Raw genomic sequence first — 16,100 nt, 5'->3', positions numbered from 1 at the left:
CTCTCATGACGCAACCATCCACGCGTCATCCCGAGCCGACATCTTCGGAGACCGAATCGACAACCGAAAATTGCCCGCTGGGAGCGAAGAGCCTTCCCACGCGGCGCCATGGCGCTAAGTTCGTTTATCGCCACGCTTGCCGGGAGTATCAAGCAAATGCCGTCGACTGACCTTCTCCTGACCTTCAATGCCGGTTCGTCGACGGTGAAGATCGGCATTTTCGCAATCGAAGATGCAAACGTGCGCCGCATCGGCAAAGGCGTGATCGATTTCCGCGCCGAACCCCTCACCTTCAGCATCACGGAAGGTCCGCAGATATCAGATACGCCGCTCGAGGCCGAGTTTACGGACGATCTGCGCCCCGTTGTCGACGAAGTGTGCGAATTGCTTTCGGAGCATTTCGATATCGGCGCCGTCCGCGCTGCCGGCCACCGCGTCGTTCATGGCGGCGACCGTTTCACCGAAGTGACTGCGCTTGATGACACCGCAATCGATGAAATCGACGCGCTGACGCCGCTGGCACCCCTTCATCAGCCGCAGGCACTCCGCTTCATCCGCGCATTGCGGCACCTGAAGCCGCATCTTTCCCAGACCGCCTCCTTCGATACCGCTTTCCACGCAACACAGGCCGACCTCGTCCGCCGTTTCGCTATCCCACGTGCGCTTCATGACGAGGGTATCAAGCGGTATGGCTTTCACGGCCTTTCATACAGATTCATTGCCGGCGAAGTGAGCCGCAAACTGTCGGGCAAGCCGAAAATCGTCGCCGCTCATCTCGGCAGCGGCGCGAGCCTTTGCGCCCTGGAAAAAGGCGTCAGCCGAGATTGCAGCATGGGGTTTTCCACGCTCGACGGCATCCCCATGGCAACCCGGCCCGGCTGGCTCGATCCCGGTGCGATCCTTTATCTTCTGCAGCGGAGGAAACAATCCGCCGATCAGGTTGAGGACATGCTCTACCATCGCTCCGGCTTGCTCGGTGTTTCGGGCATCAATGCCGATACCCGTCATCTTCTCGAGGATAGCCGCCGGGAAGCCCGCGAAGCTCTCGATCTCTTCACCCTGCGCATTGCAGGCGAGATCGGCCGCATGTCGATGACGCTCGGCGGGCTCGATGCCATCGTCTTTACGGCCGGTATCGGTGAACACCAGCCGCAAATCCGCGCTTCCGTCCTCCAGCGCTTGAGTTGGCTCGGTCTTGCGGTGGACGAAAAAGCGAATGCCGCTAACGGCTTCACAATCACGACACCCACAAGTCGGATAACGGCGCATGTCATCGCTACCGACGAGGAGCACGTCATCGCGCAGGAAGCGCTCTCTATTCTTCGCTCCGGCTGATCCAGATCAAAGGCATGCTGGTGCCATCAGCTAGAATTGACGTTGAACAAGTTTAAACGGGAGAAATCCATGGAAAAGCATGTCTCGACTCCAGCAGTTCTTTCCGACGCCGAACTTACGCTCATCGATCGCTACTGGCGTGCCGCCAACTATCTCTCGGTCGGACAGATCTATCTCCTGTCCAATCCTCTGCTCCGCCAGCCGCTGAAATCAGAACATATCAAGCCCCGCCTGCTCGGCCACTGGGGCACCACGCCCGGTCTCAACTTCATCTATGCGCATCTGAACCGCATCATCCGCGCCCGTGATCTCGACATCATCTATATGTGCGGCCCCGGTCACGGCGGCCCGGGCATGGTCGCCAATACCTATCTCGAAGGCATTTACAGCGAAATCTATCCCCATATCGCCGAGACCGAAGACGGCATGCATAAGCTCTTCCGCCAGTTCTCCTTCCCCGGCGGCATCCCGAGCCATGCAGCGCCGGAGACGCCGGGCTCCATCCACGAGGGCGGCGAACTCGGCTATGCGCTGGTCCATGCCTACGGCGCAGCTTTTGACAATCCCGATCTGATTGTCGCCTGCGTCATCGGCGACGGCGAGGCCGAAACCGGCCCGCTTGCGGCAAGCTGGCATTCCAACAAGTTTCTGAACCCGGCCCGCGACGGCGCCGTTCTGCCGATCCTGCATCTGAACGGCTACAAGATCGCCAACCCAACCATCCTCGGCCGGGCAACCGACGAGGATCTGACGCATTTGTTCGAAGGTTATGGCTATGAACCCTTCTTCGTCGAGGGTCACGAGCCGGCAAAGATGCATCAGCAGATGGCGGCGACCTTCGAGAAAGTCTTCGACCGTATCCCCGCCATTCAGAAAGAGGCCCGCAGCGGCAAAGCGCCACAAGCCTGCCCGCGCTGGCCGATGATTGTGTTACGCAGCCCCAAGGGCTGGACCGGACCCAAAGAGGTGGACGGAAAGAAGGTCGAGGGTTTCTGGCGCGCCCATCAAGTGCCGGTCTCCAATTGCCGGGATAACGACGGGCACCGGAAAATCCTCGAAGACTGGATGCGCAGCTACGATCCCGAAGACCTCTTCGACGCCGCCGGCCGGTTGAAGCCGGAACTGCGGGCGCTGGCCCCCTCGGGCGATCGTCGCATGGGCGCCAATCCGCACGCCAACGGCGGTATTCTGCGCAAGGAATTGATCGCACCCGATATCCGCTCCCATGAGGTAAAGGTGGAAAAGCGCGGCGCTGAAATGGTGCAATCCACCGAAATCCTTGGTCGCTATCTGCGCGATACGCTGAAGCTCAACGAGGCCAATGCGAATTTCCGCATTTTCGGCCCGGACGAAACGGAATCGAACCGTCTCGGCAGCGTCTTCGAAGTCACCGATCGCGTCTGGATGGAGAAAATCGAGTCCTATGATGTCGGTCTGTCGCGTGACGGCCGCGTCATGGAGGTTCTGAGCGAACATCTTTGCCAGGGATGGCTGGAAGGCTACCTGCTGACGGGCCGGCATGGCCTGTTTTCCTGCTACGAGGCCTTCATCCACATTATCGATTCCATGTTCAACCAGCATGCCAAGTGGCTGAAGGTCACCCGCGAACTGGAGTGGAGGAAGCCGATCTCCTCCCTCAACTACCTCTTGACCTCGCATGTCTGGCGGCAGGATCATAACGGCTTCTCGCATCAAGACCCCGGCTTCGTCGATCTCGTCGCCAACAAGAAGGCCGATATCGTCCGCATTTACCTGCCGCCGGACGCCAACACTTTGCTTTGTGTAGGCGATCATTGCCTTGGGACTTATGACCGTATCAACGTCATTGTCGCCGGCAAGCAACCGGAACCGCAATGGCTGACGATGGACGAGGCGGCGAAACATTGTGAGGCTGGTATCGGCGTCTGGGATTGGGCAAGCCATGAGGAAGATACGGTGGCGCCTGATCTCGTCATGGCCTGCGCCGGCGACGTACCGACCATGGAAACGCTCGCGGCCGTCGACCTGCTGCACCAGCATATTCCTGAACTGAAGATCCGCACGGTAAACGTGGTCGACCTGCTCGCCTTGCAATCGAAGGATCAGCATCCGCACGGCCTGACGGATGAGAATTTCGATGCGATCTTCACCACGGACAAGCCGGTCATTTTCGCCTATCACGGCTATCCCTATCTCATTCACCGGCTGACCTATAAGCGCACCAATCATCGCAACATCCATGTGCGCGGCTTCATTGAGGAAGGCACGACCACCACGCCCTTCGACATGACCGTGCTCAACGAGCTCGACCGCTTCCACCTCGCTATCGAGGGGATCGAGCGCGTTCCGGGCCTGAAGGAGAAAGTGCCTGAAGTGCTGGAAAGCCTGAGAGCTAAACTCGTCGAGCATCATGCCTATGTCCGCGAATATGGTGAGGACATGCCCGACGTGCGTAACTGGAAATGGCCCGCGGCCTGAGAGCAGGTAACTACGTGAAAGGGCTGCACGGATACCGCGCAGCCCTTCCCCAGCCGTGATGCAGGATCACAATATTACCGTCCGTTCTGCGTGCCGTTCTGCGTGCCGCTCGGCGTGGTCACGCCCGTCGGACCACCACCGCTACCGTCAGGGGTCGGATCGCGGTCGGTGGCTTCCGGCGGCTTGATGGAGCCTGTTGCCGGATTATTGTCGAATGTGCCCTGGCCCGAGGGCTGCGCGTTGATCGGGTCTTGGGTCGTGGACGCGGTCGAAGCCGGTTCGTTGGTCGTACCCGGCCAGATGGCAAAGCTTGCCGCAGCGATCAGAATGACCAGGATGCCGGCTGCCAGCACACCCCAGAGCGAAACGCTGCGCCGCTCATCGGCAAGCGTTTTTTCCTCTTCATAGGATGCCTGCCCGAGCGGCATGCCTGTATTCTCATCCACAATCCGGTTCTTGTCGTCACCATATTGGGTCATCGCTTGATCCTCCAATCTGTAACGGAGAAACCAGATCGGCGGCAAGAGGTTCCATTGAGCAGGCTTTCTGGGCCAATGCTGGCAGCGATAAGGGGTGTTTTCTTGACTAGGCTGCAGTTCTCAACATCATCCATGACATCAAATCAGGAGTGAATCATGACATTCGACGGCCGCCTCCTTTCGGGTGTCAGCACGCTTGCCGCAGTGGTCGAAAGCGGCAGCTTCGTCCAAGCGGCCGATGTGCTGGGTCTTTCAGCCTCCGGCGTCAGTCGCGCCATATCCAGGCTGGAGGCCCGTATCGGCGTGCGCCTGCTCGACCGCACCACCCGCTCGGTACGACTGACGGACGAAGGCGCCCGTTTCTACGAACAGGTCGCTCCACATCTCGATGGCATCGAGGAAGCCGCCACGCTCGCATCAGGCGCGTCACTGACCGTGCGCGGCCGCCTGCGTGTCGATGTCGACCCGATCTTTTCCCGCATGGTGCTGGCACCGCATCTGAAGCAGTTCATGACCCGCTATCCGGCGCTGGAACTCGAATTGATAACCCGCGACCTGATGAGCGATCTCGTCGCCGGTGGTATCGATATCGCTATCCGCTTCGGCCAGCAGCCGAGCTCCTCGCGCATCGCGCGCAAGCTAATGGAAACCCGTGTTCTCACAGTCGCAACACCAGCCTATCTCGCTGAGCACGGCACGCCAAAGACGCCTGCCGAGATAGCCGACCACTCCTGCATCCAATTCCGCGATCCGCTGACGGGCCGGACCTTCGATTGGGAACTGCACAGAGGCAAGAAGATCGTCCGGCTCGACGCCCGTGGTCCGCTTCTGATGAGCGACCCCGGCACCATGCTCGATGCCTGCCTTGCCGGCGCCGGCATCGCCCAGGTTCTTGCCCTAAGCGTCAAGGACCTGCTTACCGAAGGACGTCTTGTTGAGCTCTATCCAGACTGGCCGGGCGAAACCTTCCCGCTTTTTGCAATCCATCCCTCTCGGCATCACGTACCGGCCAAGGTCACCGCCTTTATCGAGTTCTGCCTCGAACTTATCAGCGATTAAAGCAATTCCAGCAAAAGCGCACAGCGGTTTTGCGTCCGGAATTGCATTAAAACAAAGAGATGGAGCGTTTCTTCGCTTCGGGGTAAACGGAAATGCTCACCGATCTTCGAAAGTTGGTGACAACCTCGCGGCCCTTGTTCCGGACCGGCCTGAGGGTAGGCTATGAATTCGCAACCGGAAACACCCCCGAGGAAAGCCATGAAGGGTTTCGCCACGAGCCTCACTGCCTCCCGTCTGGAGGAAATGCTGGCCTTTTACATCACGCCGGAGGATGTCAGCTGTGACGAAGCCGACGACAGCCGCGAGAAAAGCGGAGCGGTGTCTACCAAGAAGGCAGATCATGTCGCCGAATGCACGGCGCCCCTCTCGGCACTGACGGAAAACTGAGCTTTTATTTTACGACCAGGACCGGGATACCCGCCTCGGAAAGGACCTCGGACGTTTGGCTGCCGAGCATGAGCCGCGAGATCCCGCGGCGACCGTGCGAGGAAATAACGATCAGGCCACAGCCCCGCTCTGCTGCCGTTTCCAGAATGGCGACCGCCGGCGAAAGATGCACCTTGCTGACGAAGTCGGCGACGACACCGGCGCTCTTCGCTTTTTCCCCGATGATCTTCTCCAGATCCTCGATCTCTTTTCGGCGGCCCTCATTATAGCTGTCCATCGCCTCAGCCTGCACGATCCCTTGCAGCGCAAAACCGGTCAGCGGCACGATGACGCTGACAACGGTCACGGGAAGGCTGAGCGCCTTGGCAAGTGCAAGACCATGATCGACACCCCGACCGGCAAGTTCCGAACCGTCGGTGGGCAGCAATATGCGATTGTACATGGGAGATCCGTTCTGCTGACTGAATTCAAATAGGAAGGGATTCACCAGTGATCGTAATCCCGCGCTTTGACGCAGGTCAACATCAGGCGAAACCAACGCACTTCTTCAGTTCCAGAGGAAATCTTCGCTTTCAATACGCGAGGCAAGCTTGAGCGTGCCATCAGGCTGAACAACATAGCGTTCGAACTGCCGATAGCCAAATTCACCGAGGAAAGTGTGCTTGACCACTGTGCCGGGCTTATAAGGCGAGTGGATAACCTTGCCATAGGTCAGGCTGCCTGGGATAGGCTGGTCTTCCGTCGTCGTACTGCAGCCGGCAGCGAGAAAAAGAATTGCGACAACAGCATATTTCATTATGCACCCCCGTGACGAAGCGTCTTCCGACAAAATTATATCGCCTGCTCGACTGGGGCGCACTCACAGTTTTGATTTCGGGAAAAGTGGTAGCGGAGGAGGGATTTGAACCCCCGACACAAGGATTATGATTCCTCTGCTCTGACCTACTGAGCTACTCCGCCACTGGTCAAACGATACCGTTCGCGAAGCGCTTCCGGTTCGTGGGATGTGCGGCTTATAAGGTGCGCCTCCGCTTTGTGTCAAGCACATGATGGAGAAAAACGGTGGGCTTTCCGAAGTGCCGTTTTTCGCCGTTTCAGGCCATGGCGTAGGTGGAAAGCAGCGCCTTCAATGAGGCTTCCGCATCAGGCTCGCGCTCGGAACGTTCGATGAAACCGCCGCCGAAGACGCGGGCGTCATCGCCGGGCGCCGAATAGAGCGCGCAGGCTTGGCCGGGCGCAATACCGGCCTCGCCGACCGTCAGGTCGACATAGATGCCGCTTGCATCCATGTGCAGCACAGCCGGAGCTGGCGCGCGGGTGGAGCGCACCTTGGCATAACAGGTAAAACCTTCGCCCGAGGCTGCAGCCTGAAGTGTTTCGTCACCCAACCAATTGACGTCACGCAAATAGACGCGGTGCGTTTCCAGCGCTTCTTTCGGGCCGACGATGACGCGGCGCGAGCGGGCGTCGAGATAGATGACATAGAGCGGTTCACCCGTAGCGATGCCGATGCCGCGCCGCTGACCGATCGTATAATGCAGGATGCCTTCGTGCTGGCCGAGGATGCGACCGTCGAGATGAACGATGTCACCGGCCAAAGCCGAATTCGGCTTCAGCTTGGCGATGATGTCGGAATATTTGCCCTGCGGCACGAAACAGATGTCCTGGCTGTCGGCCTTCTTGGCGACGACGAGACCCATCTCTTCGGCCAGCCGGCGCGTTTCCGACTTGGGCAGTCCACCCAGCGGAAAGCGCAGATAGTCGATCTGCTCCTGCGTCGTGGCGAAGAGGAAATAGCTCTGGTCGCGGTCGGCATCAGCCGGGCGATAGAGCGCGCGGCGACCGGGATTGCTGGATGACGGGTTCGGGCGCGAGCGGATATAATGGCCCGTCGCCAGCGCGTCAGCGCCGAGCTCCTTGGCGGTAGCCAAAAGATCGGCAAACTTGACCGTCTGATTGCAGGCTACGCAGGGGATCGGCGTCTCGCCGGCGACGTAACTTTCGGCGAAGGGATTGATGACGGTTTCGCGGAACCGTTTCTCGTAGTCGAGCACGTAATGCGGAATACCGAGCGTCTCGCAAACACGGCGTGCATCATCGATATCCTGGCCCGCGCAACAGGAGCCGGCGCGATGGACCGCTGCGCCGTGATCGTAAAGCTGCAGCGTAATGCCCAACACATCATATCCCTGGCGTTTGAGAAGCCCAGCCACGACGGAGCTGTCAACGCCGCCAGACATGGCGACGACGACACGGGTGTCTTCCGGCTTCTTGTCAAAATCCAGTGTGTTCACGGGTGCTGCCAAAATTCTGCGCTGTTTCGATCCGCCTTCCTGATCCCGAAATATGGCGGATTTCCTGTATTTCCGGCGGGATCGGCCGCCAGCTTGCATGGGCGACGGATATAGAAACTATTGCGTCTCCGCGCAAGGGCCAGCGTTTCCGGCGACGTCATGCGCGGGTCACGCATTGCAGCTATTCGCAATCGACCTTTGCTGGGCCGCATTTCATCACGTAGATGAAATGACTCACCTTTTAAAGATTCGGATAAATGACAGCCGCCTCCACCACGCTTCGTGGCGTCCTTGTCGCATTTGCGGCCTATGCCGTGTTTGCCTTCAGCGATGCATCCATCAAGGCCCTGCACGGCACGGTTCCCTCGTTCCAGGTCGCCTTCACGGGTGCGATCCTCAGCCTCGCCGCCCTGCCCGTCATCAAGGGGCCGGGCGATTCTTGGTTGGACGTTTTCAGGACGACGAACCGGCCGCTATGGTTGGTGCGCTTTGCGGCCGGTGCGACCGGCGCAATCGCCTCCATCATCACCTTCACCAAGCTGCCGATGGCAGAGGCCTTCTGCCTTCTCTTTTTGCTGCCTTCCTTTGTCACTATTCTCTCAGTGATCTTCCTGAAGGAAGATGTGCGCTGGCAGCGCTGGGCAGCCGTCATCGTCGGCTTCCTCGGCGTGCTGGTGGTTCTCAGACCTGGCTTCCGCGATTTGTCCGTCGGCCATCTGGCAGCGACCATCGGAGCGATCGCGGCGGCAATTGCCATCGTCATCCTGCGCAAGCTCGGCCCGGCCGAAAAGCGCCTTTCACTCTATGGCGCTTCGCTGCTTGGCACCCTCATCGTCAGCGGCCTGCTCATGCTCTCGCAAGTAGTCGTACCAAGCCCGCAGCAATGGCTCTTTCTCGCCAGCTACGGCCTGCTTGGCGCTGCCGGCAATGTTATGCTGATGACCGCCGCGCGGCTTGCCCCCGCAACGCTGGTTGCGACACCGCAATACAGCCAGATGATCTGGGCGATCGCCTTCGGTTATCTCTTCTTCAACGACAGCGTCGATCCGCCGATGGCTCTCGGCATCATACTCATCGTCTGCTCCGGCCTGCTGACGCTGATCCGCGAGCGCAAGCGCCAGGTGCCTCTGCCCGCAGCCGTCGCCTCCGGTGATACGCAATCGCAGATCGCAACGACGCCGGTGGAAGGCGAAGCAGAAGCGCCGATGCGGTAGATCTACTCTGCCGCCTCACGCCGGCCTCGAGCGGGCGGCTCGTTCATCACCGCCCGCACATGTGGCAAGGATGCCGGATATTCGCGCTGGATGAAATCGATCAGCTTCTCGCGAACCTCACAGCGCAGATCGAAGGTGCGGGCGGAATTCGATGCCGACACGAGAATGCGGATTTCCATCACCGCCTCCCGAAAATCCGTAACGGCAACATTGACTACGCGCCGATCCCAAAGCTTTGAACCTTGCGCGATCTCTTCCACCTTCCTGCGAATGACCTCTACCGGCACGCTGTAATCCAGATAGATCATGACGGTGCCGATTAGCGCCGAGCTTTCGCGCGTCCAGTTCTGGAACGGGTTCTCGATGAAGTAGCTGAGCGGCAGGATCATCCGCCGCCAATCCCACAATTGCACGACGACATAGGTCGAGGTGATTTCTTCCACCCTGCCCCACTCGCCTTCGACCAGCAACGCATCGTCGATGCGGATTGGCTGGGTGATGGCAAGCTGAATGCCGGCAAACAGATTTTTCAGCACAGGCTGCAGCGCGAGACCGACGACGATACCCGCCACACCGGCGGAGGCGAGCAGGCTGACGCCATATTGACGGACCGCATCAAAGGTCATCATACAGGCCGAAATCGTCACGATGACAATCAAAAGATCGACGACGCGTTCCATGATACGCGTCTGCGTTACGTGCTTGCGTGCCAGAAGATTGTCCTCGGCATCGAGCTTGAACCGTCTGAGATAGACCGTCATCCAGATATGCTTGACGGTCTTGGCCATCCAAGCAACGAGCACGATGAAGAAAATGAGCAGGATATGCCGGACAGTCGCCGACTGCGTATCCGTCAACGGCGCAATCGTCGCCCCGAAGGAAAGGGCGGCCACCAGCATGGCTAGCCGCACGACCCGCTTCAGGCGCGAGACGAGCGAGCGCCAGAAGAGATCCTTGCCTTCAACCAACTGCGTCAGCAGACGGAAGAGAATGCGATGCGTAAAGAGCGTCACCGAGATGACGACTGCGAAGATGATGACGCTCGCAAGCCAGTCCGGCAGCCATATGCCTTCGGCGCGGATGTCGTTCAGAAACTCCGTCATGCAGGCACAGTTAGGGTGCAATGCAGCATGGAAAAGGGAAAGGCATCAAAAAAGGCGGAGCCGGAGCTGCGCCTTTAGGAAAAGGATGGATGATATCGCCTCAGGTGCCGATCAATTTGTTGCAGGCAAGTGCGATGCCGAGATTGGCGATAATGGCGGTCACGAGGGCCAGACCGATCATCGACAGCGTATAGCGTTTCATGTGCATCCTCCTTTTCAGCCCCGCGGAAAGTATGCAATGCTGACTGCATTCTCAAAATAACGAATGATTGAGCCAGTTGTGTAGGCGTCAGGCGATCAGCTCTCCAGGCACGGATCGACGAAGAGCGAACCATTATAGGCGCCGCAGCTCGTGCGGATGGCGACGACGACCCAGATTGCGGCAAGGGCTGCAACCAGAACCTCCCCGAACCCCGTCAGCGCCGGCAACGGAAAGATATTGGCAAGCCGCAGTGTCGCGACGGCATAGACGCCGATCGGGAAGGTATAACCCCACCAGCCGAGATTGAAGGGCAAACCCTGCCGCAGGTAATTGATGGTGATGGCGACCGCCAGACCAAGCCACCAGAGGCCATAGCCCCAAAGCAAGACAGCACCGAGCAAAGCCGCACCCGAGATCGCCGGAGCCAGCGCACCAAGGCCGCCGGCTGCAAGAGCCTGCCCGCCATTGATGGAAAACAGAGCAAGGCCAAGTGAGCCGGTACCGACAGGGCCGAGGGCAAGGAAGCTCGTCGCTGCCATGCTGGCGTGCGGCAGCTTGTGCAGAGCCATGCGCAGGAAGAGAATGACGAGAATGCCGAGCGCCAGCGGCACCGAGCAGGACCAGAGTACGAAGCTCGCAAAAAGTACCGGCAGTTGCGCACCTTCGGCAAGATGCGGCACCAACAATCCGCCGCTTGCAGCCGCCACCTCAGAAGCGACGATCGGCAGCAGCCAGACGGCGTTCATATGCTCGATTGCGTGCTGCTGTCGTGTGAACATGACCATCGGAATGGCAAGACCCGCCAGAACCGCCAACGCCGCATCCACCCACCATAGCTCCGCTGCGATAGAGACGCTTATCTCACCCAACAGATCTGATCCGAAGATCAGGAAACCGTTGACGATGGTCGCAAGGCCCATCGGTATACAACCGAAGAACATCGAGACGACGGGATGGTCGAATGCCCTGAGCGCAGGGCCGGGGTGTAGCAACCACTTCCCGGCATAGATGCAGGTTAACACTGCAAACAGGACGATATCCGCGAGCCACAGCATCTCGCCTGTCGTGTGGACTGCCGTCAGACCCGGAAACTGACCGAAGCAGACGGCAAGGATGCCGGTCCCCATCGTCGTCGCAAACCAGTTTGGCGTGAAGTGGCGCAAGACATGCATGCGCGGGCGAACAATCGGTACAGAAGGAGATAGATGCAGGGCGGTCATAGTTGGTGTCCTTTCGTTGACCGCTTTCATATCGGCACAAAATAATCGCTTCCAACGATTTATTTTTCTAATTCTGTTCGATAAAATCGAATGATTGATGGAGGTGACATGACACTGGAGCAGCTCAGAATATTCGTGGAGGTGGCGGCGCGTCAGCATATCACGAAGGCGGCGGCTCACCTGAACATGACTCAGTCGGCCGTTAGCGCCGCAGTTACAGCACTGGAGACACGCCATGGCGTCACCCTCTTCGACCGCGTCGGCCGCTCGATCGTACTGAACCGGACCGGTAAGCTGTTCCTGAAGGAAGCGCATGCTGTGCTGACAAGTGCAAAGGCGGCGGAAGCCGCGCTCGTAGACCTCTCCGGCCTTATGCACGGAGAACTTACGATCATGGCGAGCCAAACGATCGGCGGCTATTGGCTATCGCCACGGCTCGTCGCGTTCCGCCGAAGATATCCAGGCATCGAACTGACAATCCGCATCGGCAACACAGCTGAAGTGTCGGACGCTGTTGCCAATGGCGAGGTGGAGGTAGGCCTCATCGAGTGGCCGAGTGAAAGGCGTGGCGTTTCGGCAAGGAAAATCGCTCATGACGAGATGATCGTCGTCGTTGCTCCTAGTCACCCCTGGGCGGATGGCAAAGCACGCAGTCCGTCCGATTTTCCCCAGACACAATGGGTCCTGCGCGAACAGGGATCGGGTACCCGTCTTGCCTTCGAAAGTCTTCTGCAAAAGGCCGGGCTCGACATTGAGGCGCTGGAAATCGCGATGGTGCTGCCGGAAAACGAACCGCTCGTCGGCGTTGTCGAAGCCGGTATCGGCGCGACACTGATGTCACGAAGCGTTGTTGCAATGAGGCTGCGCAACGGTCTTCTCACCGAGGTGAACGTGCCGGCCCAGCCCCGTCCCTTCTTCCTGCTGCGCCATGAGGAGCGCTATCGCAGCAAGGCTGCCGATACCTTCGATACCATGATCTCAGGCTGATGCCTTCTTCAGCCGGCGGTAATCGATCTGTGCTTCAAGCCAGCCATCCCGCGGCTTAGCTGAAAGTTCCACCCAGGTGGCCAGGACGAAGGTCGGACCCATACCTCATTTTCAGTTGGAACCAATTCATTTCCGAGGAGTTATTTCTAGTTGAAAATACAACCCGTCCGCAGGGAGGCGATGATGGGCGTGTCCACAATGACAGATCATGATAAAATCCGGGAATGGATCGAAGCACGCGGCGGCCATCCCGCCCGGATCAGAAGCGGCCAGGTCGGCGTCGATTTCGGCAGGCCAGAAAACTCTGTCGAGAACATTTCCTGGGACGAGTTCTTTAGGGTGTTCGACGCGAACAGAGACACTTTCCTGCATCACGACACGAATGCCACCCGCCGCCACTGATCACAGATCACTGACGACATGCGCTGGACTATAGAAAAAACCGGCCCGGAGACCGGACCGGTTTTTCATGTCTTTCCTTGGGAGGAAAACTCAGTCGACGTTGAAGGTCAGCGGCTTTGCCTGGCGGATCGCCGGATTGGCCGTCAGCTTGTTTAGAACGACATCGTCAACCGCAGCATCGACATAGAGTAGAGCGATCGCATCGCCGCCCTGTTTGTCACGACCGAGCTGGAAGTTGGCGATGTTGACGCCGGCAGCACCAAGCGTCGTGCCGATAAAGCCAATCATGCCCGGAACGTCGGTATTGGTGATGTAGATCATGTGGTTGCCGACATCGGCGTCGAGGTTGATGCCTTTGATCTGAATGAAGCGCGGCTTGCCATCAGAGAAGACCGTGCCGGCGACAGAACGCGTCATGGATTCCGTGGTCACCGTCAGCTTGATGTAGCCGTCGAAGACACCCGACTTGTCGCGCTTGACCTCGGAGAGGATGATGCCCTTTTCCTTGATCATGATCGGGGCTGAAACCATGTTGACGTCAGCCACCTGTGATCGGATCAGACCGGCGAGAACCGCGGAGGTCAACGCTCGAGTGTTCATGCTGGCGGTTACGCCATCATAGAGGATCTCGATCTCCTTGATCGGCTCTTCGGTGACCTGGCCGACGAAAGCGCCGAGGACATCGGCGAGCCTGATGAACGGCTTCAGGATCGGCGCTTCTTCAGCCGTGATCGACGGCATGTTGATGGCGTTCGAAACCGCCCCGTTGACGAGATAATCAGCCATCTGCTCGGCCACCTGCAGAGCGACGTTCTCTTGCGCTTCCGTGGTCGATGCGCCGAGATGCGGCGTGCAGACGACGTTCGGCAGGCCGAAGAGCGGGCTTTCCTTGGCGGGTTCGACTTCGAAAACGTCAAAGGCGGCGCCGGCGACATGGCCGGACTTGATGGCATCGGCAAGCGCTGCCTCATCGACGAGACCGCCGCGGGCGCAATTGATGATCCGAACGCCGGGCTTGGTCTTGGCAAGCGCTTCCTTATTCAGGATGCCACGGGTCTTGTCCGTCATCGGCACGTGCAGCGTGATGAAATCTGCCCTGGCGAGCAGCTCGTCGAGCTCGACCTTGGTGACGCCCATCTCTTCGGCACGCTCCTTGGAGAGGAACGGATCGTAGGCAACGACATGCATCTTCAGGCCGATGGCGCGGGCGCAGACGATGGAGCCGATATTGCCGGCACCGATGACGCCGAGCGTCTTGCCGGTGATTTCGACACCCATGAACTTCGACTTCTCCCACTTGCCGGCCTGCGTAGAAGTGTCGGCAGCCGGAAGCTGGCGGGCAACGGCAAACATAAGGGCGATTGCGTGTTCAGCTGTCGTGATCGAGTTGCCGAAGGGCGTGTTCATGACGATGATGCCACGGCGCGAAGCGGCCGGGATATCGACATTGTCGACGCCGATGCCGGCGCGGCCGACGACCTTGAGGTTTTTGGCCGCTTCGATGATTTTCTCCGTCACCTTGGTGGCGGAGCGGATGGCAAGACCGTCATAATTGCCGATGACTTCGAACAGCTTGTCCTTGTCCTTGCCGAGCTGCGGCTGGAAATCGACTTCGACGCCGCGATCACGGAAGATTTGGACGGCGGTTTCCGACAGTTCGTCGGATACGAGAACGCGAGGTGCCATGTTGGGCCTCCTTCAAAGAGTTCAGCGATAAACTTGAATTGGGAATGCAAGGCTCCGCCCTCAGACGGAGCCGGATGCGATCACATCAGGCAGCAGCCTGGGAAAGCGCAGCTTTCTGCGTTTCGAAGGCCCAGGAAAGCCACGGCATCAGCTTCTGCATATCGGCAGTCTCGATCGTGGCACCTGCCCAGATCCGAAGACCGGACGGAGCGTCTCGGTAAGCGCCGATGTCATAGGCGACGCCTTCCTTCTCAAGAAGAGCGACGAGACCCTTGGCGAAATCCGCCTGGCCATCGGCGTCGAGGGCGGCAACATCCTTGTCGACGATCTTCAAGCAGATCGAGGTGTTGGATTCGATCTCCGGCTTGACGGCGAGATTGGCGATCCAGCCGTTTGCGGCTATGAAATCGGCGATAACCTTTGCATTGGCATCGGCGCGGCCAATCAGTGCCTTGAGGCCACCGAGTTGTTTGGCCCAGAGCAGCGCATCGATATAGTCCTCGACGCAGAGCATCGAAGGCGTGTTGATCGTTTCGCCCTGGAAGATGCCTTCGATCAGCTTGCCGCCCGAGGTCAGGCGGAAGATTTTCGGCAGCGGCCATGCCGGCTGATAGGAGACGAGGCGTTCGACGGCGCGCGGCGACAGGATGAGGATACCATGCGCACCCTCGCCACCCAAAACCTTCTGCCAGGAGAAGGTGACGACATCGAGCTTTGCGAAATCGAGTTCTTGCGCGAAAGCGGCTGACGTCGCATCGCAGATCGTCAGGCCCTTGCGGTCGGCCGGGATGAAGTCGGCATTCGGTACGCGAACGCCCGAAGTGGTGCCGTTCCAGGTGAAGACCACGTCACGGTCGAAATCGACGGTGGAAAGATCCGGAAGTTCACCGTAACCGGCTTCGATCTTGCGGACGTCGTTCAGCTTGAGCTGCTTGACGACGTCGGTAACCCAGCCGGCGCCGAAGCTTTCCCAGGCGACCATGTCGACACCGCGCTCGCCGAGCAGCGACCAGAGGGCCATCTCGACAGCGCCGGTATCGGAAGCCGGCACGATGCCGATACGGTAATCCGCCGGCACTTCCAGAATTTCGCGGGTAAGATCGATCGCCTGCTTCAGCTTGGCCTTGCCGACTTTCGCACGATGCGAACGGCCAAGAGCCGCATCGGAAAGAGCTTCGAGCGTCCAACCAGGACGTTTCGCGCAGGGGCCAGAAGAAAAATGAGTGTTTTGCGGACGCACGTCCGGCTTTGCGGTATTTGCCATATTGCTACCCT

General features: G+C 59.1%; 15 protein-coding genes and 1 tRNA gene. 7 read left to right on the top strand and 9 right to left on the bottom strand.

Features of this window, described 5'->3' with window-relative positions:
* The first annotated feature begins 156 nt into the window (after window positions 1–156).
* The gene (locus FHT92_RS23490) at window positions 157–1,335 is read left to right on the top strand and encodes an acetate/propionate family kinase (protein ID WP_183829788.1); all 1,179 of its coding nucleotides are present in this window, start codon (window positions 157–159) and stop codon (window positions 1,333–1,335) included.
* 69 nt (window positions 1,336–1,404) lie between these two features.
* Window positions 1,405–3,792 (top strand): phosphoketolase, encoded by a 2,388-nt coding sequence (locus FHT92_RS23485; protein WP_183829785.1) that lies wholly within the window; start codon window positions 1,405–1,407, stop codon window positions 3,790–3,792.
* Window positions 3,793–3,866: 74 nt separating this feature from the next.
* Here FHT92_RS23485 and FHT92_RS23480 read toward each other — a convergent pair whose 3' ends face one another.
* Window positions 3,867–4,271 (bottom strand): hypothetical protein, encoded by a 405-nt coding sequence (locus tag FHT92_RS23480; RefSeq protein ID WP_246715443.1) that lies wholly within the window; start codon window positions 4,269–4,271, stop codon window positions 3,867–3,869.
* A gap of 156 nt (window positions 4,272–4,427) precedes the next feature.
* Here FHT92_RS23480 and FHT92_RS23475 point away from each other — a divergent pair, with 156 nt between their 5' ends.
* Window positions 4,428–5,330: a LysR family transcriptional regulator gene (locus FHT92_RS23475; protein WP_183749937.1), complete on the top strand. Its 903-nt coding sequence runs from the start codon at window positions 4,428–4,430 to the stop codon at window positions 5,328–5,330.
* Window positions 5,331–5,528: 198 nt separating this feature from the next.
* A complete protein-coding gene (locus FHT92_RS23470; RefSeq protein ID WP_183749936.1) occupies window positions 5,529–5,717 on the top strand; it encodes a hypothetical protein in 189 nt (62 codons plus the stop codon).
* A 4-nt stretch (window positions 5,718–5,721) separates the two neighbouring features.
* Here the strand turns inward: FHT92_RS23470 and FHT92_RS23465 are convergent, their stop codons facing one another.
* The 4 genes from FHT92_RS23465 to mnmA form a co-directional block, all read right to left on the bottom strand.
* Window positions 5,722–6,159 carry a universal stress protein gene (locus tag FHT92_RS23465; RefSeq protein ID WP_183829782.1) on the bottom strand — a complete coding sequence of 146 codons (438 nt, stop codon included), beginning with the start codon at window positions 6,157–6,159 and terminating at the stop codon, window positions 5,722–5,724.
* A gap of 105 nt (window positions 6,160–6,264) precedes the next feature.
* A complete protein-coding gene (locus tag FHT92_RS23460) occupies window positions 6,265–6,513 on the bottom strand; it encodes a hypothetical protein (RefSeq protein WP_183749934.1) in 249 nt (82 codons plus the stop codon).
* A gap of 87 nt (window positions 6,514–6,600) precedes the next feature.
* Window positions 6,601–6,677: transfer RNA gene (locus tag FHT92_RS23455), tRNA-Met, on the bottom strand.
* Between the two features lie 134 nt (window positions 6,678–6,811).
* Window positions 6,812–8,011 (bottom strand): tRNA 2-thiouridine(34) synthase MnmA, encoded by a 1,200-nt coding sequence (mnmA, locus tag FHT92_RS23450; RefSeq protein ID WP_183748857.1) that lies wholly within the window; start codon window positions 8,009–8,011, stop codon window positions 6,812–6,814.
* Window positions 8,012–8,268: 257 nt separating this feature from the next.
* Here mnmA and FHT92_RS23445 point away from each other — a divergent pair, with 257 nt between their 5' ends.
* Window positions 8,269–9,225 (top strand): DMT family transporter, encoded by a 957-nt coding sequence (locus FHT92_RS23445; protein ID WP_183829780.1) that lies wholly within the window; start codon window positions 8,269–8,271, stop codon window positions 9,223–9,225.
* A gap of 2 nt (window positions 9,226–9,227) precedes the next feature.
* Here the strand turns inward: FHT92_RS23445 and FHT92_RS23440 are convergent, their stop codons facing one another.
* Window positions 9,228–10,328, bottom strand: coding sequence for a mechanosensitive ion channel family protein (locus FHT92_RS23440; protein ID WP_183829776.1), 1,101 nt, complete (start codon window positions 10,326–10,328; stop codon window positions 9,228–9,230).
* A 297-nt stretch (window positions 10,329–10,625) separates the two neighbouring features.
* Window positions 10,626–11,750 carry a TDT family transporter gene (locus tag FHT92_RS23435; protein ID WP_183829773.1) on the bottom strand — a complete coding sequence of 375 codons (1,125 nt, stop codon included), beginning with the start codon at window positions 11,748–11,750 and terminating at the stop codon, window positions 10,626–10,628.
* 108 nt (window positions 11,751–11,858) lie between these two features.
* Between FHT92_RS23435 and FHT92_RS23430 the strand changes: the two genes are divergently transcribed.
* Entirely contained in the window at window positions 11,859–12,737 is an 879-nt protein-coding gene (locus FHT92_RS23430) for a LysR substrate-binding domain-containing protein (protein ID WP_183829770.1), read from the top strand.
* A 180-nt stretch (window positions 12,738–12,917) separates the two neighbouring features.
* Window positions 12,918–13,139 (top strand): hypothetical protein, encoded by a 222-nt coding sequence (locus FHT92_RS23425; RefSeq protein ID WP_183829904.1) that lies wholly within the window; start codon window positions 12,918–12,920, stop codon window positions 13,137–13,139.
* A 90-nt stretch (window positions 13,140–13,229) separates the two neighbouring features.
* Here FHT92_RS23425 and serA read toward each other — a convergent pair whose 3' ends face one another.
* A complete protein-coding gene (serA, locus tag FHT92_RS23420) occupies window positions 13,230–14,825 on the bottom strand; it encodes a phosphoglycerate dehydrogenase (protein ID WP_183748851.1) in 1,596 nt (531 codons plus the stop codon).
* Between the two features lie 85 nt (window positions 14,826–14,910).
* Window positions 14,911–16,089, bottom strand: coding sequence for a phosphoserine transaminase (locus FHT92_RS23415; protein WP_183829767.1), 1,179 nt, complete (start codon window positions 16,087–16,089; stop codon window positions 14,911–14,913).
* Window positions 16,090–16,100: the final 11 nt, after the last annotated feature.

This window comes from Rhizobium sp. BK377 (assembly GCF_014193935.1).
GTDB lineage: Bacteria > Pseudomonadota > Alphaproteobacteria > Rhizobiales > Rhizobiaceae > Rhizobium.
The sequence above is the reverse complement of the archived record's forward strand: the minus strand, read 5'-3'. Positions and strand labels throughout refer to the sequence as shown.

What these genes read in the sequence shown, in the direction of transcription:
- FHT92_RS23490 (WP_183829788.1), top strand. Translation starts at nt 157, where the DNA reads ATGCCGTCGACTGACCTTCTCCTGACCTTCAATGCCGGTTCGTCGACG.
- FHT92_RS23485 (WP_183829785.1), top strand. Translation starts at nt 1,405, where the DNA reads ATGGAAAAGCATGTCTCGACTCCAGCAGTTCTTTCCGACGCCGAACTT.
- FHT92_RS23480 (WP_246715443.1), bottom strand. Translation starts at nt 4,271, where the DNA reads ATGACCCAATATGGTGACGACAAGAACCGGATTGTGGATGAGAATACA.
- FHT92_RS23475 (WP_183749937.1), top strand. Translation starts at nt 4,428, where the DNA reads ATGACATTCGACGGCCGCCTCCTTTCGGGTGTCAGCACGCTTGCCGCA.
- FHT92_RS23470 (WP_183749936.1), top strand. Translation starts at nt 5,529, where the DNA reads ATGAAGGGTTTCGCCACGAGCCTCACTGCCTCCCGTCTGGAGGAAATG.
- FHT92_RS23465 (WP_183829782.1), bottom strand. Translation starts at nt 6,159, where the DNA reads ATGTACAATCGCATATTGCTGCCCACCGACGGTTCGGAACTTGCCGGT.
- FHT92_RS23460 (WP_183749934.1), bottom strand. Translation starts at nt 6,513, where the DNA reads ATGAAATATGCTGTTGTCGCAATTCTTTTTCTCGCTGCCGGCTGCAGT.
- FHT92_RS23445 (WP_183829780.1), top strand. Translation starts at nt 8,269, where the DNA reads ATGACAGCCGCCTCCACCACGCTTCGTGGCGTCCTTGTCGCATTTGCG.
- FHT92_RS23440 (WP_183829776.1), bottom strand. Translation starts at nt 10,328, where the DNA reads ATGACGGAGTTTCTGAACGACATCCGCGCCGAAGGCATATGGCTGCCG.
- FHT92_RS23435 (WP_183829773.1), bottom strand. Translation starts at nt 11,750, where the DNA reads ATGACCGCCCTGCATCTATCTCCTTCTGTACCGATTGTTCGCCCGCGC.
- FHT92_RS23430 (WP_183829770.1), top strand. Translation starts at nt 11,859, where the DNA reads ATGACACTGGAGCAGCTCAGAATATTCGTGGAGGTGGCGGCGCGTCAG.
- FHT92_RS23425 (WP_183829904.1), top strand. Translation starts at nt 12,918, where the DNA reads ATGATGGGCGTGTCCACAATGACAGATCATGATAAAATCCGGGAATGG.
- serA (WP_183748851.1), bottom strand. Translation starts at nt 14,825, where the DNA reads ATGGCACCTCGCGTTCTCGTATCCGACGAACTGTCGGAAACCGCCGTC.
- FHT92_RS23415 (WP_183829767.1), bottom strand. Translation starts at nt 16,089, where the DNA reads ATGGCAAATACCGCAAAGCCGGACGTGCGTCCGCAAAACACTCATTTT.